Below are 16,082 nucleotides of genomic sequence, written 5' to 3' on the forward strand. Positions count from 1 at the left end.
GCAGGGTGGCCAGCGAGAAGAGCGCCACGATGATACGGATTCGCATGCCTGCCCCTAGCTTCCTTCGGTCATCGGTGCGCCGATCGTGTAGAGCAGCAGGGCCAGCGACGCCAGTGTGAGCATCGCGTAGACGGCCCGGTGCCGGATGATGGCCACGGTCATGTTTCACCTCCTTCGCCGAGCTGGGGTTCCGGATCGGGTTGGTCGCGGCGGCGGCGCATCGCGAGCGCCGTCAGCGCGACGGTTCCGGTGCCGATGAGCACGTCGCCGGCGCTGACGACCTTGTTCAGCGGTGCGACCGGGATGGTGTCGCCGAGGAACGCGAGCCGGGTCGCCTCGTCGGCGGGTTCGTTCTTGGGCGTGGTGAGGTCCGATCGCAGGCCGACCGCTGCGGCCGCGGTCGGCTCGTACGGCATGCGCGCGTTGAGGGCGATGGTCAGTCCGTTGGCGAGCGCACCCACCGTGATGGCGACGCCGGCGATACGGATCGCGAGCGGCCAGGTGGGCAGGTTCACGGCCAACCACCCCAGGACCAGGCCGAAGACCACGACGAGCACGGCGGGATGGCGCAGGGGAGTCACGTGATACTGCGCCGCCTGGACGAGCGCCGCCAGCCACAGCAGCCACAGCGCCGACAGCCGGAGGTTCCGCAGGCCGGCGAGGCGACCCCCGCAGAGGTAGCCGACGATCACTCCCACCGCCGGCGGCGCGATGAGCAGGATCAGACTGTTGATCGACATTGCGCCACCGTGCGGGCCTCGGCGGCCGCGAGTCCGGCCATGCGTGCCTCCTCTCGTCGGGTGCGTTCCAGTAAACCCGACCGTCGGTTGTGGATCATTGAGTCCCGACGGGCTCCGGAGACCGCGGTCGTCGGCGCTGGTGCTCCGGCTGCGCATTCACGGTGTACCGGAGTGCGCCGGACACGTGCTCGGATCGCCCGCAGCTGCTGGATCGCCGCCGGCGGGATGCGGCCCCAGCGGCCGAGGGCCGTCACGGGCCCACGGCCGGCCGGCGACGGATCGGCTCGCTGCCGAGCGACGTCCGGCGGTTGCCGGCTCACTCCGGTGGGCCGGTTCAGACGGGCCCAGACCCGGCATTCGATGGCGAGATTAAGAAAATTGAGGTTTGGACTTTGACTTCTTGAAAAACTCAAGGTACAAATTAATGGCAAGCGTTTCACCCGGAGCAGGGAGCTGATGGTGGACTGGCAGGAGCTGACAGACCTCACGCGCGGGCAGCCGTTCGTGGTCGAGCGGGTGCGCCTCGTCGACAGCGGGGTCGCCATCGAGGGCCAGTTCGAGCCGCCGCAACTGGCCCGGCTCAGCGTCGAGGACCAGGTCTTCGTCGCCGCGTTCATGCGCTCGCACGGCTCCATCAAGGAGATGGAGCGGATCTTCGGGGTGAGTTACCCGACGATCAAGTCCCGGCTGAACCGGATCGCCGAGCAGCTCGACTTCGTCGACGCCGACCCGGCACCCCCCAGCGCCGATGTCCTTGAGCGCCTGCGGCGTGGGGAGATCGGCGTCGAGGAGGCGCTGGCGGAGCTGGAGCGGTCCCGGTGATCCCGCAGTTGGTGACGATCGGCTGGCGCCGCGGCGGCGGCGGCCGCTGGCGGCGGATGCATGTCCCGGTCCTGCCGGTGCTGGTGGTGCTGTCGCCGCTGCTGCTGCCGGCGGTGCTGGGTGGGCTGATCGCGTGCCTCGTGTTCGACGTGAGCCCGGCGGGGGCGCTGCGCGGTGCGGGGCGGCTGGTGTGGGCGCTGCCCGGCACCCGATTCGAGATCGAGCAGGGCGACATGGGCGTGCTGGTGAACGTCAGATGAGTCAGATGGAGGAGCAATGATGAACGAGCAGCGACGACAGGTTCTGCAGATGCTTTCCGAAGGAAAGATCACCGCAGAGGAGGCCGAGCGGCTGATCGACGCCCTCGACCGAGACCGATCCCCGTCTCCGCCGGCAGGCGGGTCCACGACGAAAACCCGGCCCAAGTACCTGCGCGTGGTGGTGATCTCGGACGAGGGCGCCGGCGGCGACGGGGCAGCCGGGGTCTCCGGCGGCGACGGGTCGGCCCGCATCAACATCCGGGTCCCGCTGCAGCTGCTGCGAGCAGGGGTGAAGCTGGCAAGCCTCGTCCCGCCGCAGGCGCTCACGCGGGCCAACGCGGAGCTGCGCCGTTCGGGGGTGGACATCGACCTGACCCAGCTCAAACCGCAGCAGCTCGAAGAGCTGATCGAGCACCTCGACGAGCTCACCGTCGACATCGACTCGGCCGACGCCAAGGTGCAGGTCTTCTGCGAATAGCGCCACGGCAGCCGCACATTCCCGATCGGACCGCGTGCCGGATGCCTCGGCGCGAGCGCGCTGCGCCGACTTCCCCGACACCGACCTGACCGACGCCGTCACGGCCACGTCCGAACAGCGCCACCTCCTGCAAGACAGGCCTGGTCCACCCCGGCTTCAGCGTGTCCGGACCGCACGACGTGCGGTTCGATGACACAGCGCTCGCCGACGTCGCGTCCCGCCAGACCGACCTGAGGCGCACCTCTTTCGCGCGCTGCACCCCTCTGCCGGCGCGGACTCAACCCAGTGACCTGCGTGGCGCGATCCTGTGCGCCTGCACCTCGGCGTCGGCTGGAGCAAGAAGCACCACCACGCCCGCGCAGCGTGAACTTCCGCCGGCGCCCGCATGGACAAGCCGACCCACGCCTTCCTCGAAGGCTTCGGGTTCGTACCACGACGTGATCGTCGAAAAGGAGAAACCACCCCCATGGAGACCCCACCCCCTGCCGTCCACGTCAGTGGACTGCGCAAGTCCTACGGAAAGCTCGAAGTCCTCAAAGGCGTGGACTTCACCGTCGCCGCCGGCAGCATCTTCGCGCTGCTCGGCTCCAACGGCGCCGGCAAGACCACCGTCGTACGCATCCTGTCCACGCTGCTCAAACCAGACGCCGGCACGGCCCGTGTCGCCGGGTTCGACGTGGTGGCCGAGCCCGAGCGGGTCCGCGAATCGATCAGCCTGACCGGCCAGTTCGCCGCGGTCGACCAGATCCTCACCGGCCGGGAGAACCTCGTCATGGTCGCCAGACTGCGCCGGGTGGACAACCCCGGCCAGGTCGCCGACGACCTGCTGACACGGTTCGGCCTCGCCGACGCGGCAGGCCGCAGGGTTTCGGCCTACTCCGGCGGCATGCGCCGCCGCCTCGACATCGCCATGAGCCTCATCGGCGACCCGGAGGTCATCTTCCTCGACGAGCCGACCACCGGACTCGACCCGGAAGGTCGCATCGAGGTGTGGAAGGAGATCCAGGGCCTGGCCGACAGCGGCACCACGGTGCTGCTGACCACCCAGTACCTGGAGGAGGCGGAGAAGCTGGCCGACCGGATCGCGATCCTGCACCAGGGCACGATCATCGTCTCCGGCACCCTGGCGGAACTGCGCACGCTGCTGCCCGCCGCGAAGGCCGAACTCGTGGAACGCCAGCCCACCCTCGAAGAAGTCTTCCTGGCCGTCGTCGGAAACAAGGAGCAGTCGTGAGCGCGCACGTCTTCAGCAACACCGGGGTCATGCTCGGGCGTTCCATCCGGCACGTCACCCGCAGCATGGACACCATCATCACCGTCACGATCATGCCGATCGCGTTCATGCTGCTGTTCCGCTACGTGTTCGGCGGCGCGATTCAAGCCGGCACCGGTGACTACACCAACTATCTGATGCCTGGGATCCTGCTCATAGCGATCGCCAGCGGCATCTCCTACACCGGCTTCCGGCTGTTCAACGACATGCAGAGCGGCATCTTCGAACGGTTCCACTCCATGCCGATCGCACGGTCCGCGGTGCTGTGGGGCCACGTGCTCACCTCGGTGGTGTCCAACGCCATCTCCGTGGTCGTCATCATCGCCGTCGGGCTGCTCATGGGTTTCCGGACCTCGGCCGGGGTGCTGGACTGGCTTGCCGTCGCCGCGATCCTGACCCTGTTCACGCTGTCGCTGACGTGGGTCGCGATGATCGCCGGTCTGGCGGCGTCGTCGACAGACGGGGCCACCGCGTTCTCGTACCCGCTGATCTTCCTGCCCTTCATCAGCTCGGCGTTCGTGCCGACCGCCACGATGCCGGGGCCGGTGCGGGCCTTCGCCGAGAACCAGCCGGTCACCTCGATCGTCGACGCGCTCCGGGCGTTGTTCGACCAGCAGCCGGTCGGCAACGACATCTGGGTCGCGCTCGGCTGGTGCGCAGGCATCCTCGTCGTCGCGTACGCGTTCGCGATGCGGGTCTACCGCCGCAAGGTCGCCTGACCGCGCCGCCCGTCACGGGCGGTGCCTTCATCCACTATAGAGGACGTGAATCCTCTATAGTGGATGTATGGTTGATGGCGACGGCGTGCTGTCCGGAGGGTTGTCGGTGGCGGCGCTGGGTTCGAGGCTACGCGCCCTGCGCAGCGCCCGCGGCCTTGCGCTGGAGCGGCTGGCGGAGCTGAGCGGGGTCAGCCGGAGCATGGTGTCGGATGTGGAGCGGGGTGCCAAGACGCCGACCGTGCTGGTGCTCGACCGGCTGGCGACGGCGCTGGGCACGTCGATAGCGCGATTGCTGGACGAGCCCGACCGTGACGCCGTGACGGTGCTGCGCCAGGCGCGACAACGCGTCGTCCGCGACCCGGCAGGGTGGGAACGCCGAATCCTGTCTCCCGTGCTGCCGGGCGTGGAGTTCGAATTCATGCGAACGACCCTGGGACCCGGTGTCGATGCCGGCGAGTTCTCGCCGCACCGGCCGGGCTCGCGCGAGTACGTGGCCGTCGAGTCCGGTCGGCTGAGGCTGACCGTCGACGGCGAAGCGCACCTGCTGGACGCGGGCGACTCGGCATACTTCCCGGGCGACTGCCGGCACGGCTTCGCCAACGACACCGCCCAGGACTGCGTGTACTACCTGGCCATGGAACTCGGCACAGCGGCGGCGGGGCCGTCCCATGGATGAGCTGCTGCGGGCCGGGCGCGCGGCCGCGGAACTGGCGGCCGGCCACCTGGCAGGCGGCCGGGAGCGTGCGGTGTGGCAGCCGGTGCCGGAACAGGATCGCGACTGGCTGACCGGCCAGCAGCTGCCCGCGACGGGCCGTCCGCTCGACGAGCTGGTCGACGACGTGCGCACGCGGGTGCTGCCGTACCCGATGGGCAACGGCCATCCCCGCTTCTTCGGCTGGGTCAACTCCCCGCCGTCACCGGCCGGGGTGCTGGTCGCGCCGCTGGCAGCGGCCATGAATCCGAGCTGTGCCGGTGGCGAGCACGCCGGCGTGCTGCTGGAACATGCCGTCGTGCGCTGGCTGGCCGAACTGACCGGCTTCCCGCACGGCCCCGGAGCCGGGCTGCTCACCAGCGGTGCGTCCATGGCCACCGTCATCAGCCTGGCCGCGGCACGCCAGCACGCGGGCCGTCGGGACGGCTGGGACGTCCGCGAGGACGGGCTGTCGGGCCGCCCGCCGATGGTGATGTATGTGTCCGAAGAGGGGCACAGCTGCCTGCGCAAGGCCGCCGAGCTACTCGGCCTCGGCGCGCGCCGGCTGCGTACCGTTCCGGTCGACGGCCGGTTCCGGATGGACGTCGGCGCGCTGCGCGCCATGCTCGCGCGCGACGTCGAGGCCGGACTGCGCCCGTTCTGCGTGGCGGCGAGCGCGGGCACGGTCAGCACCGGCGCCGTCGACCCGCTCGACGAGATCGCCGACGTCGCCGCCGAGCACGGCCTGTGGTTCCACGTCGACGGCGCATACGGGGCGCTCGGCATCCTCGCCGACGGCGCCGCGACCGCCTACTCGGGCATGTCACGGGCGGATTCGCTGGCCCTGGACCCGCACAAGTGGCTCGGCGTGCCGGTCGACTGCGGCTGTGTCCTGCTGCGCGACCCGGCCACCGCACGTGACGCGTTCAGCCTCGTCCCGGCATACCTGCGCGACGACAGTGCCGCGGGCTTCGGCTGGTTCTCCGAGTACGGGCCCGAGCAGACCCGCCCGTTTCGGGCGTTGCGGGTCTGGGCGACGATGTCGCACCTGGGCCGGGACGGGATCGCCGGGCTCGTCGACCACACCGTGCGGCTGGCCCGCACGCTGGCCGAGATGGTCGAGGCAGCGGACGACTTCGAACTGCTCGCCCCGGTGACCACGTCGATCGTCGCGTTCAGGTGCCGGACGGGCGGCGGCGAAAGCCGGCTCGATGAGCTCAACCGCGCGATCCCGGCTGCCGTCCAGCATCGCGGGCGCGCATTCGTGACCGGTACGCGCCTGGCCGGCATGGAGGTGCTGCGGGCCTGTCTGCTGAACCCGGCGACCACTGCCGAGGACCTGTCCGTGCTGCTGGACGAAATTCGCGTCGTGGCCGCGGAGATGGTCCGATGAGCGCCGGCCACCTGGGGTCGGCGGGCATCGCCGGCTGGTACAAAGGTGCGGTGAAGATCCGGTATGGACGTCGGGCTGCGAAGTGGTGAATCTGCCGTCTGGTGATGTGGCGCGTACCGGGGTGTGCCGAGGCCGCGGCGTGGTGGATCAGCCGCGGGTGCGTCGGCGGTTGACCACGCCGGGCACCGGGCCGGCGTTGCCGACAGTGGCCGATGGTGTGGCTTACCTGGGTGACGCCGACGGTCACGTGTGCGCGATCGACATCGTCACCGGCGGCCTGCTCTGGCAGAGCCGGCACGAGCTGCGTCACGGGGACGGCTCGGCGGCCCGGTCCTCGGTGGCCGCGCTGCCTGCGGTGTCTGCGGATCTGGTGCTGGCCGAAGCGGGTGAACAGGTCTTCGCACATGATCGCCGCACGGGACAGGTGCGGTGGTCGATACCGGAGATCAGCAGCCATCACGCGACCATCGTCGGCGGTGCGGTGGTCGTGCTGCACGACCTGGCGGCGGTTGCGGCCTACGAGCTGTCCACCGGCGCCAAGCGGTGGAGCAGCCTGGAGGCGGTCGGCGGTGTCGACAGCCACTACGGGTTCGGTCTGCTGGCCGCGTTTGCGGCGGTGGCCGACGGCCGGCTGTTTCTGACCGAGGGATTCGAGGGCAACCACACCCACGGCGGGCTGCACGCCTTCGATGTGGACAGCGGCGCGCTGCTGTGGGGCTTCCACGAGACCTTCGTCGGATGCGAGCACCCCGGCTGCGAAGGCGATCAGCTGGATGTCGCGCCCTACCATCCGGTGTACGCCCGCGGTCTGGTCTGGGTGGTTCGCGACCGGTGGTGCGACGGCGACGGGACGGCGGCCCTGACGCTTGTCGGCTTCGATCCGCAAACCGGCGATGAGCAGGTCACGCTGGAAGAGCCCGCGGAAATGGGGCTCGGCGGCTGCTTCGGCGCGGCCCCCGTGTTCGGGACGGAATCGATCTACTGTACGAGTGGCGATGCGGTACACGCCTTCGAACCCGGCTCCGGGCGACTGCGGTGGAGCCGCCGGTTCCCCGCGCCGGTGGTCGCCACGCCACTGCTGGCCGGCCAGACCCTCCACCTCGCCACCGAAGGCGGACAGGTACATGCCGTCGACGCCGCCACCGGCGAACCCCGATGGGACCTGGCACTGGACGAGCCCACCAGTTGGCTCCCCACGGTGCTGGGCGAGTACGACGAGGTGCCCTCGCCTCTCTCCCTCACCGACGGCGTGCTGTACGCGGTGACCGATGAAGCCGTCCTGGCCTTGGGCTGAGGCGGCCGGCCGGCAGACGCTGCGGCCCCGGTCGTATCAGGCGGGGTGGGCGGAGATCTCTTTGACCAGGAACCGGCAGCCGTCAGCGCCGACCGGAACGTCGCGTGCGTAGGCGAGCAGGAACGTGCTGAGTCCGTCGTGCTGGCGGCGGTAGCGGGCTTCGTGGTACCGGTTCGGGCCGGTGGGGAGGTAGCGCTCCAGCACGGCGACGTCCTGCTGCCGGCACTGCCTGACGATGATCTGCGGAGACTCCTTCACAGGTCGGCACGGTAGTGAGCACCGGTCGTCGGCGCCATCGAATAAGAGTCCGCAAATAAGAGTCCGCAAAGTGGGCACCGGAACCGCCGCCCACTGAGGCTTTCGCCTCATGTGGCGACTCACGGCCGTAACTACGTTGCAAAGAACTCGCTCTTTTCGCAGATCGTAGGAGGGTCGCGCATGACAGGGAACTGGATCAGACGACGGGCGAGGGTGGTCTCGGTCGGCGCCGGTTGTGCGAGCATGGTGCTGGCCGCGGTCGTCGTCGCGCTGACACCGTCAGCGGGCGCCGCCGCCGAGCTGGTGGTGCAGGCCGAGGCGTACTCGGCCCAGCTCGGTGGCGTCGTCGAGCCGACCGTCGACACCGGCGGCGGCTCCGACGTCGGCTACCTGTCCCGGGGGGACTGGCTGCGCTACGACGGTGTGGACCTGGGCGCCTCGGGCACGATGGCCGTGTCCGTGCGGGTGGCCTCCGCCGTCGGCGGCGCGGGGACCGTTCAGCTGCGTACGGGGTCGGTGACCGGGCCCGTCCTGGCGCAGTTCGCCATCACGGCGACGGGCGGCTGGCAGGCGTGGGTCACGCAGACGGTGAATGTCACCAGCCACCCGGCCGGGGTCCAGTCGGTGTACGCGGTCATGGCCAACACCGGCAGCGGCGCGGACTTCGTCAACCTCAACTGGCTGTCGTTCAACTCCGGCGGCCCGGCGACCGGCTGGGTCAACGTCGACCCGGTGAAGTGGAACGCGCAGCTGGCCGCTTTCCGGGCGATGACGATGGCGCCGGCCCCGGCCAATGCCGTACGGGTGCCGGAGTTCAACGCGACGTGCACCTACAGCCACTCCTTCAAGGACGACCCCATCGTGTTCCCCGGGCTGCCGGGCGCCTCCCACATGCACAGCTTTTTCGGCAACCGCAGCACGAACGCGAACTCCACCCTGGACAGCCTGCGCGCCAACACCGCCACGACGTGCACGCCGGCCCCCGCGGACCTCTCGGCGTACTGGGTGCCGACCCTGTACGACCGCGGCGCCGTGGTGGAGCCTAAGGGGGTCGTGGTGTATTACGGCTCGCGGCTGGCCGACCCGAGCCAGACGGTGCCGTTCCCGCTGGGCTTCGAGATGATCGCGGGCAGTGCGGGCCGCCAGGTGCCCACTCCCGCCGGCTCGGTGAACCAGTTCTACTGCGTGGGCGGGACCACCGGCGGTGAGATCGGCCGCAGCGCCGACGGCAACTGGCCGATCTGCTCCCCGGGCGGGACGCTGATGTTCCAGCTCGTCTTCCCGGACTGCTGGGACGGCGTGCACCTGGACAGCCCCGACCACAAGTCGCACGTGGCGTACACCCCGAACGGAACGTGCCCGAGCGCGTTCCCGGTGGCGATCCCGTCGGTCTCGTTCGTCATCGCGTACCCCGCCGTCGGTAGCACGCAAGGGTTCACGCTGGCCTCGGGGATGGCGTCGTCGATGCACGGGGACTTCGTCAACGTCTGGGACAACGACGCGCAGGGGCACCGGGTGAAGAACTGCATCGTCCAGTCGGCCAAGTGCAACAGCGCCGGACAGTTCTGAGCCGGTGACCGGGGCGGGTGTCCTGCGGGACGCCCGCCCTCGGCAGTGGCGCGGCCCGCGTCAGCTGACCGTGATCATGTTGATGTCGGGGGCCGAGCCGGTGTCGTTGAAGAACCTGATCCAGCAGGCGCCCTTCGGCAGCCACAGGCGCACCGACACCCGCACCGGGATCAGCCAGCTCTGGGCGCCGGCGAGCGCCAGTTCGCGGGCGGGGCCGCCGTCCACGGCGAGTTTGAGGGTACGCGGCTGCTCGGTCTCGTAGACGACGGTCAGCGTTCGCTCGCCAGCCTGCGGCACCCCCTTGATCTGCACGGCGAGGGTGTTCGGGCCGCCGATGTAGCCGACCCGGCTGCCGTTCACACAGGTCGGACACTCGATCACGCGGGCGCCCACGCGGAGGTTGGCCGGGTCGGCGGCGTGCACGGTGATCGGCTGGAAGCGGGCTGCCGCGGACGTGGTCGCCTTCGGCGGTGCGGACGCGGCAGGTCGCCCCGGCACCGTCGGCGACGGCGGTCGCGACGGGGCGGCCGGCGACGGCGGCCGGGCCGTCGGCGCGGCTGACGGCTGCGGCGTCGGCGAACCGTGGGGCTGTTCGGCCAGGGACGGAGGGTTCTGCCCTGGGCCGGGCATGACCAGGGGCGGTACGACGGCGATCGTCGCGCCGACGGCCAGGATGAGGGCCGACCAGCCCAGCACGCGCGCGGATACGACGGGCACGCCGCTACCTCCGCCCGGTCCACACGACGACCGCCTCGGTGCGGCTGGCCACGCCCAGCTTGGCGAAGATGTGCTGCAGGTGGTTCTTGACGGTCTTCTCGGTAAGCACCAGCCGGTGGGCGATGGCGGCATTCGACAACCCCAGGGCGAGTTGCGCCAGCACCTCCTGTTCCCGCCGGGTCAGCCCGAACCGGGACCTCGCGAGCCGCCGCCGCTCGGCGAGGTCGCGGCGGGCGCGTTCGTTTTCGGCGTGTTCACGGACAGCCGCTGCGGCGACCGCGGCCGCCACGGGGGAGAGCCAGCCCTGCCCGGCTACCACGGCCAGCACCGCGCGGTGCAGCTCCGCCGGATCGAACGCGCCGTGGACCAGGTAGCCGCGCGCGCCGCCGCGCAGCATCCCGGCGATGAGCTGCGGGCTCGCGTCGCTCGTGAGCACCAGCACGCGCGTGTGGGCGACCAGCTCGCCGAGCACGGAGAGGCCGTCCGCCACCGGCATGCGATGGTCGAGCAGGGTCACCATCGGCCGGTCCCGGCGGGCCAGCGCGACGGCCTCCCGCCCGTCGACGGCCTCGGCCGACACCCGAAACTCCGGGCACAGCCGCAGGTAGCCGCTGAGGGCCGCGCGGACGATGGGATTGTCGTCCACGACCATCACCGAGATCATGACAGTGACCCGGCAGAAGCGGCCGCCTTCACGGCGACGACGGTTTCGACGGTCGTTCCCGCGCCCGGCGCGGAGACCACCCGCAGGGTGCCGCGGATCGCAGCGGCCCGTTCCGCCATGCCGATCAGACCGTAGCAGCCGCTCAACTCGGCCGGTACGCGAAATCCGGCTCCGTTGTCGGTGACGCGCAGCCGGACGCTCGCGCCGGTGTGCGCCAGTTCCACCGTCACGAGGCTCGCCCCGGCATGACGTGCGATGTTCTCCAGCGACTCATGCAGGATCTGGGCCAACTCGTAGCGCAGGTCCAGCGGCAGTTCGGCGGCCGCGGTCGACATGCGCACCGGTATGCCTTCACGTTCGGACCAGCGGCGGCAGATGCTGTCCACCGTCGCGCCGAACTCGTGGTCCGGGTTGTCGAGCCGGAGGCCTTCAAGGACCTCTTGCGCCTGGCGTACCGCGGCGGCCGCGCCGGCCGAGACCGTCGCGGCCAGTTGCTCGGCCAGCGCCGGCTGCCGTCGCAGCGAGGTCGGTAGCGCCAGCGCCGCGAACGAGACCCCGCGCAGCGTCTTGGTGACCGAGTCGTGCAGTTCACGGGCAAGCCGGGCCCGTTCGGCCGCCGCTGCCGTCCGCTGCGCCGACGCGACCAGCCTGACCGACAGCTCGACGTATGCGGCCAGGGCGGCGGTCGCCACGGCGGCGCCGACCGCGGTGAGCACGTTGATGATGGGAAACGCCAGCACGAAGCCGGCCAGGCCGGCCGCGGCCGGCACCGAGCCGAGCAGGTGGGCAGCCACCAGGTAGCCGAGCCCGGCATAGAACGCGGCGGGCAGCAGCGCCCGGAAACCGACGAGCACACCGGCCAGCGCGCTCGCCCCTGCGGCACAGCAGAAGAAGGCCACGTCGCCTTCGCCTATCCCGAGGACGGCCAGGACGATCACCGCGTCCGCGGCCAGGATGGGCAGCGGATGAGCGACCACCCGAGGATTGCGGGACAGCGCCACGAGCGCGACGACGGCCGTGACGAGGACGAGAACGAGCACGACGACCAGCGAAGAGGGCTGCGCTCGAAGGCGCAGGCCGCCGCCCGCGACGGCCAGTGTCGCGGCGGCCCGGCCGAGCAGCACCGCCCGCGCGACAGCAGCCCGTGCGACTGCTCGGTCGAGGTGTCCAGTTGTCGTTGTCACGAGTCCTGCCCCGGGCGTGGGCGATACTTTGATGATCTTCGAGGGAGCGCTCTCTCGATGATCAGGCAAGTCGTCGGCGGTTGTCAAGACGTCCATCGATCTCCACAACGCCCGGACGGGGCTCTCCGACGGCCGCCGGCTGCAAACGCTCACGCCCTGGTAACGCCACGCTGGCTTGACTGGCGGCATGCACCGAACCGCGCCATCAGCAGAGCACGGCGCCGAACTGCGCCCCGAAGCGGCTGACGAGTACTGCCCGAGTATGTTTGCCGACTTCACCCAGAACCCGAGGACGCAGCAGTGACCGGCAGTGAGCCAGGACAGACGATGACGCAGACGGACCCGGCCGAGACCGGACAGGGCGGCACCGACCGGCGAGAGACCGGCGCCGGCGCCTGGCGCGCGGGCATCCGCCGGGCGGCACGTGCTGCCTGCGAGCCGGGCCCCTGGAAGCGCGGCCCGGTGCTCGGGGCGCTGGCTGTGCTGCTGGGCCTGGTCATGCTGATGCACGCGACGATCCCCAACCGAGTCGGCAACCTCGGCAGCCTGGTGGAGAGCTTCCTGCCGTGGTTCGGCCTGTTCGTTCCGGTGCTACTGGCCGCGGCGCTGTGGCGTCGCTCCGCCTCCGCGGTGGCCGCGCTGATGCTGCCGGTCACGGTGTGGCTGCACCTCTTCGGCGGGCTGCTCACTGACAAGTCCCACCCCGGCGGCGACCTCACCGTGGCCCAGCACAACGTCGGCGCCGACAATCCCGACGCGGCCGGCACCGCCCGCGACCTGGCCGCCTCCGGAGCGGACGTGCTGGCACTGGTGGAGCTGACCGAGCAGGACCGGAGCAGGTACGAGGAAGGGCTGGCGCAGGTGTACCCGTACCACACGGTGCAGGGCACGGTCGGGCTGTGGAGCAAGCTGCCGCTGTCGGACACCCAACCGGTCGACACCAGGCAAGACGTCGGGCCGGCGGGGGACGCCAAGCCGGCCGACGTCAAATTGGTCGACAACCGGGCGCTGCGTGCCACGGTGGCCACAGGCCAGGGTCCGCTGGCGGTTTACGTGGCCCATCTGGGATCCGCACGGGTGAATCCCAGAGCGGGCTTCTGGACGGCCGATCGAGACCGGAACGCGCAGGCGCTCGGCGAGGCCGTCGCCGCCGAGCAGAACCCGCGGCTGGTGCTGCTCGGCGACCTGAACGGCGCCATGGACGACCGCGCATTCGCCGGCATCACCTCGCAGCTGCGCTCGGCCCAGGACGCGGCCGGGGACGGCTTCGGCTTCAGCTGGCCGGCCGCGTTCCCGGTGGTGCGGATCGACCAGATCCTGGTCAGAGGCGTGGAGCCGATGCGTTCGTGGGTGCTGCCGGCCACCGGCAGCGACCACCTGCCGGTCGCGGCCGCCATCAGCTGGTGATCATTTCGAGAGCCGTCCCTTCGCCATGCAGGGACCTGCAGGCCAGCGGCCGAACCGGGCTCAGCCGCCTCAGCCTGACGCCATCATCAGCCGCGCCGGCAGAATCGACCGCTTCCCGCCTGGTGGGGACCGTAGCGCGATGCGCGTAGGCGAAACCCGGTTTGGACAGTCGGCCGCTGTCTAAGCTCGTGATATGGCACGCATCGACGTCGAGCCCACGCTCAAGGCGGACGAGTTGTTTGCAGCCCACTTGCTCGGCTACTCGTTCGATGAGGTCGACGCCTATGTCGAGGACACCGCCAGGCGGATGCGGCGCCTGATCGCCGAGGTTCAGCGCCTGTCCGCGGCCAACGTTCTGCTCGATGAGGTGCTTGCGGAGAACGCGAGACTGACTGCCGAGCTGGCCGAGGTGCGTCCGCACGCCAGGATCGGGCCGCGAGTCCAGTCGATCATGCGATTGGCCGAGCAGGAGGCTGACGAGCTGCGCAGCACCGCTTGCGAGGTACTGGCCGACGCCCGTCGCGAGGCCGACGCCATCCGCCGGCAGGCGCAGGCGGAGGCGGATCAAGCCAGGCGTGACCGCGAACTGGCGCTGGACCACCAGGAGCATTCGCCGCCGGAGCGCCAAGTGCCCTCGGCAGATTCGGCCTGCGCAGTCGCGGGCTATGTCATCGGCCCCGTGCCGACAGCCGAGCCGGCGGCCGCGCCTCGCGGCGAGCCCCAGGACGCACCGAACGGGAAGAGACGCGCCCGGGGACGCTCGGCCCGGGCGCGCGCCTCGGACGACGGTACGCCGTCCCAGGTCACCCCGAATATCTAGGCCCGGACCCGGGGCTCGCCGGCCGGAACGGCTGCCGGGTATATCCGTTTCCAGGGCGGGCTACGTCGGGCGCTGGATAGGCTGACCTCGACAAGGCAGGTACTGCAGGCGGTGTCGCAGACCTGCCTGAGCGCTGCAGCTCTGCGGTCCCTGAAACGGAGGATCGGCATGAGGGTCGTCGTAGATCTTTCCCGATGCCAGGGGTATGCGCAGTGCGCGTTCCTGGCACCGGACGCGTTCCGGATGCACGGTGAGGAAGCGCTGATGTATGACCCGAGCCCCGACGATGCGCAGCGCGAACAGGTGTTGCGTGCCGCCGCTGCCTGTCCGGTCCAGGCCATCCTCGTCGACCGGCTGGAGGGCCGGGACGCGGCGGCGGAGGCGATGCGGTCATGACCAGCAGGACCGAGGCCTTGCAGACATTCAAGCGCGAGGGCCGCATCGTCATCGTCGGCGCCTCCCTCGCCGGCCTGCGGGCCGCCGAGTCGCTGCGCGATGAGGGCTTCACCGGTTCGTTGACCGTGATCGGGGACGAGAAGGGCGAGCCCTACGATCGTCCTCCGCTGTCCAAGCAGGTCCTGACCGGATGGGTGCCCGCCGAGGCCACGACCCTGCCCCGTCGTCGCGAGGTGGATGCGCAGTGGCTGCTGGGCGTGCCCGCGTCGGGGCTGGACGTGGCCGCAGGCCTGGTGCGGCTCGCCGACGGCCGGGAGGTGCCCTACGACCGGGTGCTGATCGCGACAGGTGTGCGGGCCCGGCCCTGGCCCCACGAGGCCGAGGCCGCGCTGGACGGGGTATTCGTGGTGCGCACGCGCGAGGACGCCGCCGGCCTGCGGCAGCGCCTCGCCGACGGCCCCGATCGGGTCCTGATCATCGGGGCCGGCTTCACCGGTTCCGAGATCGCCTCCATCTGCCGCGAGCGCGACATACCGGTGACCGTCGCCGAACTCGGGCCGGGCCCGCTGGTCGGGGCGCTCGGGGCCATGATCGGTGAGATCGCGTCGGAGATGCAGCGTGCCCACGGTGTCGATCTGCGTACCGGGGTGAAGGTCACGTCGCTCGAGGGCGACGAACAGGGGCGGCTGCGCCGCGCCCACCTCTCCGACGGCAGCACCGTCGACGCCGACGTGGCGGTGGTCGCGCTCGGCGGTATTCGCAACACCGAATGGCTGCAGGGCTCGGGGCTGGCTGTCGGGCCCTGGGGGATCGCCGCCGACTCGGGCTGCCGCGCCATGGACCTCAACGGTCTGATCACCGATGACGTCTTCGTCGCCGGGGATGTGGCGCGATGCCCGCACCCGGTCTACGAGTACCGCTTCATTTCGCTGGAACACTGGGTCAACGCCGTGGAGCAGGCCGAGATCGCCGCACACAACATGGTCCACCTGCAGGCCGACCGTTGGCCGCACCTGACCATACCGTCGTTCTGGTCGATCCAGTTCGGCGTCAACATCAAGTCTGTCGGTGTGCCGACCTTCGCCGACGAAGTCGTCATCACCCAGGGGTCGGTGGCCGAGCGCCGCTTCGTCGCCACCTACGGCTACCAGGGCCGGGTCACCGCTGCGGTCACCTTCAACAACGCGAAGTGGCTGGACCACTACCGCAAGCTGATCGAGACGGCGGCGCCCTTCCCGCCGCCCTGCCCGACACCCGACCAGCCGGTCGACGCCAAACCGGTGCCCGTCGACTTCCCGGGTCCGATGCTGCTCGCCCAGGGCGCCACGGTCGTGGTGACCGGCCACGATCCGGATGAACGGCGCGTCACGGCCGCACGGCCGTAGGAGGTAGACCAC

At 70.6% G+C, this 16,082-nt stretch carries 18 protein-coding genes; 13 read left to right on the forward strand and 5 right to left on the reverse strand.

From position 1 onward, the window contains the following. Nucleotides 1-158: 158 nt before the first annotated feature. Nucleotides 159-740: a DUF5317 family protein gene (locus tag F6W97_RS00685; RefSeq protein ID WP_155368106.1), complete on the reverse strand. Its 582-nt coding sequence runs from the start codon at nt 738-740 to the stop codon at nt 159-161. A gap of 456 nt (nt 741-1,196) precedes the next feature. Here F6W97_RS00685 and F6W97_RS00690 point away from each other — a divergent pair, with 456 nt between their 5' ends. The 8 genes from F6W97_RS00690 to F6W97_RS00725 all read left to right on the forward strand — a co-directional run bounded on the left by F6W97_RS00690 (nt 1,197) and on the right by F6W97_RS00725 (nt 7,670). Then, the gene (locus F6W97_RS00690) at nt 1,197-1,562 is read left to right on the forward strand and encodes a DUF2089 domain-containing protein (protein WP_155368107.1); all 366 of its coding nucleotides are present in this window, start codon (nt 1,197-1,199) and stop codon (nt 1,560-1,562) included. Then, a complete protein-coding gene (locus tag F6W97_RS00695; protein WP_196278913.1) occupies nt 1,559-1,822 on the forward strand; it encodes a hypothetical protein in 264 nt (87 codons plus the stop codon). Before F6W97_RS00690 ends, F6W97_RS00695 begins: the two co-directional genes overlap by 4 nt. 19 nt (nt 1,823-1,841) lie before the next feature. Next, on the forward strand, nt 1,842-2,300 hold the full coding sequence (locus tag F6W97_RS00700) for an SHOCT-like domain-containing protein (protein WP_155368108.1): 459 nt from the start codon (nt 1,842-1,844) through the stop codon (nt 2,298-2,300). A gap of 466 nt (nt 2,301-2,766) precedes the next feature. Further along, nucleotides 2,767-3,534: an ABC transporter ATP-binding protein gene (locus tag F6W97_RS00705; protein WP_155368109.1), complete on the forward strand. Its 768-nt coding sequence runs from the start codon at nt 2,767-2,769 to the stop codon at nt 3,532-3,534. A 29-nt stretch (nt 3,535-3,563) separates the two neighbouring features. Next, the gene (locus F6W97_RS00710) at nt 3,564-4,292 is read left to right on the forward strand and encodes an ABC transporter permease (protein WP_155368752.1); all 729 of its coding nucleotides are present in this window, start codon (nt 3,564-3,566) and stop codon (nt 4,290-4,292) included. Nucleotides 4,293-4,359: 67 nt separating this feature from the next. Then, a complete protein-coding gene (locus F6W97_RS00715; RefSeq protein WP_196278914.1) occupies nt 4,360-4,968 on the forward strand; it encodes a helix-turn-helix domain-containing protein in 609 nt (202 codons plus the stop codon). Further along, entirely contained in the window at nt 4,961-6,376 is a 1,416-nt protein-coding gene (locus F6W97_RS00720; protein ID WP_155368110.1) for a pyridoxal phosphate-dependent decarboxylase family protein, read from the forward strand. Before F6W97_RS00715 ends, F6W97_RS00720 begins: the two co-directional genes overlap by 8 nt. Nucleotides 6,377-6,515: 139 nt before the next feature. Further along, nucleotides 6,516-7,670, forward strand: coding sequence for an outer membrane protein assembly factor BamB family protein (locus F6W97_RS00725; protein WP_155368111.1), 1,155 nt, complete (start codon nt 6,516-6,518; stop codon nt 7,668-7,670). A gap of 36 nt (nt 7,671-7,706) precedes the next feature. Here the strand turns inward: F6W97_RS00725 and F6W97_RS00730 are convergent, their stop codons facing one another. Further along, nucleotides 7,707-7,928, reverse strand: a complete 222-nt coding sequence (locus F6W97_RS00730; RefSeq protein ID WP_155368112.1) for a hypothetical protein — start codon at nt 7,926-7,928, stop codon at nt 7,707-7,709. A gap of 180 nt (nt 7,929-8,108) precedes the next feature. Between F6W97_RS00730 and F6W97_RS00735 the strand changes: the two genes are divergently transcribed. Next, complete coding sequence (locus tag F6W97_RS00735; RefSeq protein ID WP_230686293.1) at nt 8,109-9,497, forward strand: DUF1996 domain-containing protein; 1,389 nt, start codon at nt 8,109-8,111, stop codon at nt 9,495-9,497. Between the two features lie 60 nt (nt 9,498-9,557). Here F6W97_RS00735 and F6W97_RS41170 read toward each other — a convergent pair whose 3' ends face one another. Genes F6W97_RS41170 through F6W97_RS00750 form a run of 3 tightly spaced genes read right to left on the reverse strand, consistent with a single transcriptional unit; the run spans nt 9,558 to nt 12,251 of the window. Further along, a complete protein-coding gene (locus tag F6W97_RS41170; protein WP_155368113.1) occupies nt 9,558-10,214 on the reverse strand; it encodes a carbohydrate-binding protein in 657 nt (218 codons plus the stop codon). A gap of 4 nt (nt 10,215-10,218) precedes the next feature. Next, nucleotides 10,219-10,866, reverse strand: coding sequence for a LuxR C-terminal-related transcriptional regulator (locus F6W97_RS00745; RefSeq protein ID WP_230686295.1), 648 nt, complete (start codon nt 10,864-10,866; stop codon nt 10,219-10,221). A gap of 8 nt (nt 10,867-10,874) precedes the next feature. Further along, nucleotides 10,875-12,251, reverse strand: a complete 1,377-nt coding sequence (locus tag F6W97_RS00750) for a sensor histidine kinase (RefSeq protein WP_155368115.1) — start codon at nt 12,249-12,251, stop codon at nt 10,875-10,877. Nucleotides 12,252-12,560: 309 nt separating this feature from the next. On the opposite strand from F6W97_RS00750, the gene F6W97_RS00755 reads away from it, so the two are divergent. From F6W97_RS00755 to F6W97_RS00770, 4 genes are all read left to right on the forward strand, one after another. Beyond that, complete coding sequence (locus F6W97_RS00755; protein WP_407924532.1) at nt 12,561-13,469, forward strand: endonuclease/exonuclease/phosphatase family protein; 909 nt, start codon at nt 12,561-12,563, stop codon at nt 13,467-13,469. A 193-nt stretch (nt 13,470-13,662) separates the two neighbouring features. After that, nucleotides 13,663-14,289, forward strand: coding sequence for a DivIVA domain-containing protein (locus tag F6W97_RS00760; protein ID WP_155368117.1), 627 nt, complete (start codon nt 13,663-13,665; stop codon nt 14,287-14,289). A gap of 168 nt (nt 14,290-14,457) precedes the next feature. Continuing rightward, entirely contained in the window at nt 14,458-14,685 is a 228-nt protein-coding gene (locus F6W97_RS00765; protein ID WP_155368118.1) for a ferredoxin, read from the forward strand. Beyond that, nucleotides 14,682-16,070 carry an NAD(P)/FAD-dependent oxidoreductase gene (locus F6W97_RS00770; protein ID WP_155368119.1) on the forward strand — a complete coding sequence of 463 codons (1,389 nt, stop codon included), beginning with the start codon at nt 14,682-14,684 and terminating at the stop codon, nt 16,068-16,070. Before F6W97_RS00765 ends, F6W97_RS00770 begins: the two co-directional genes overlap by 4 nt. Nucleotides 16,071-16,082: the final 12 nt, after the last annotated feature.

Source organism: Catellatospora vulcania, from assembly GCF_009720385.1.
GTDB lineage: Bacteria > Actinomycetota > Actinomycetes > Mycobacteriales > Micromonosporaceae > Catellatospora > Catellatospora vulcania.

Excerpts from the sequence above, each read along its gene's own strand:
- F6W97_RS00765 (WP_155368118.1), top strand. The coding sequence starts at position 14,458 with ATGAGGGTCGTCGTAGATCTTTCCCGATGCCAGGGGTATGCGCAGTGC.
- F6W97_RS00700 (WP_155368108.1), top strand. The coding sequence starts at position 1,842 with ATGAACGAGCAGCGACGACAGGTTCTGCAGATGCTTTCCGAAGGAAAG.
- F6W97_RS00750 (WP_155368115.1), bottom strand. The coding sequence starts at position 12,251 with ATGCCGCCAGTCAAGCCAGCGTGGCGTTACCAGGGCGTGAGCGTTTGC.
- F6W97_RS00735 (WP_230686293.1), top strand. The coding sequence starts at position 8,109 with ATGACAGGGAACTGGATCAGACGACGGGCGAGGGTGGTCTCGGTCGGC.
- F6W97_RS00745 (WP_230686295.1), bottom strand. The coding sequence starts at position 10,866 with ATGGTCGTGGACGACAATCCCATCGTCCGCGCGGCCCTCAGCGGCTAC.
- F6W97_RS00755 (WP_407924532.1), top strand. The coding sequence starts at position 12,561 with ATGCTGATGCACGCGACGATCCCCAACCGAGTCGGCAACCTCGGCAGC.
- F6W97_RS00705 (WP_155368109.1), top strand. The coding sequence starts at position 2,767 with ATGGAGACCCCACCCCCTGCCGTCCACGTCAGTGGACTGCGCAAGTCC.
- F6W97_RS00720 (WP_155368110.1), top strand. The coding sequence starts at position 4,961 with ATGGATGAGCTGCTGCGGGCCGGGCGCGCGGCCGCGGAACTGGCGGCC.
- F6W97_RS00760 (WP_155368117.1), top strand. The coding sequence starts at position 13,663 with ATGGCACGCATCGACGTCGAGCCCACGCTCAAGGCGGACGAGTTGTTT.
- F6W97_RS00710 (WP_155368752.1), top strand. The coding sequence starts at position 3,564 with ATGCTCGGGCGTTCCATCCGGCACGTCACCCGCAGCATGGACACCATC.
- F6W97_RS00690 (WP_155368107.1), top strand. The coding sequence starts at position 1,197 with ATGGTGGACTGGCAGGAGCTGACAGACCTCACGCGCGGGCAGCCGTTC.
- F6W97_RS00715 (WP_196278914.1), top strand. The coding sequence starts at position 4,360 with ATGGTTGATGGCGACGGCGTGCTGTCCGGAGGGTTGTCGGTGGCGGCG.
- F6W97_RS00770 (WP_155368119.1), top strand. The coding sequence starts at position 14,682 with ATGACCAGCAGGACCGAGGCCTTGCAGACATTCAAGCGCGAGGGCCGC.
- F6W97_RS00685 (WP_155368106.1), bottom strand. The coding sequence starts at position 740 with ATGTCGATCAACAGTCTGATCCTGCTCATCGCGCCGCCGGCGGTGGGA.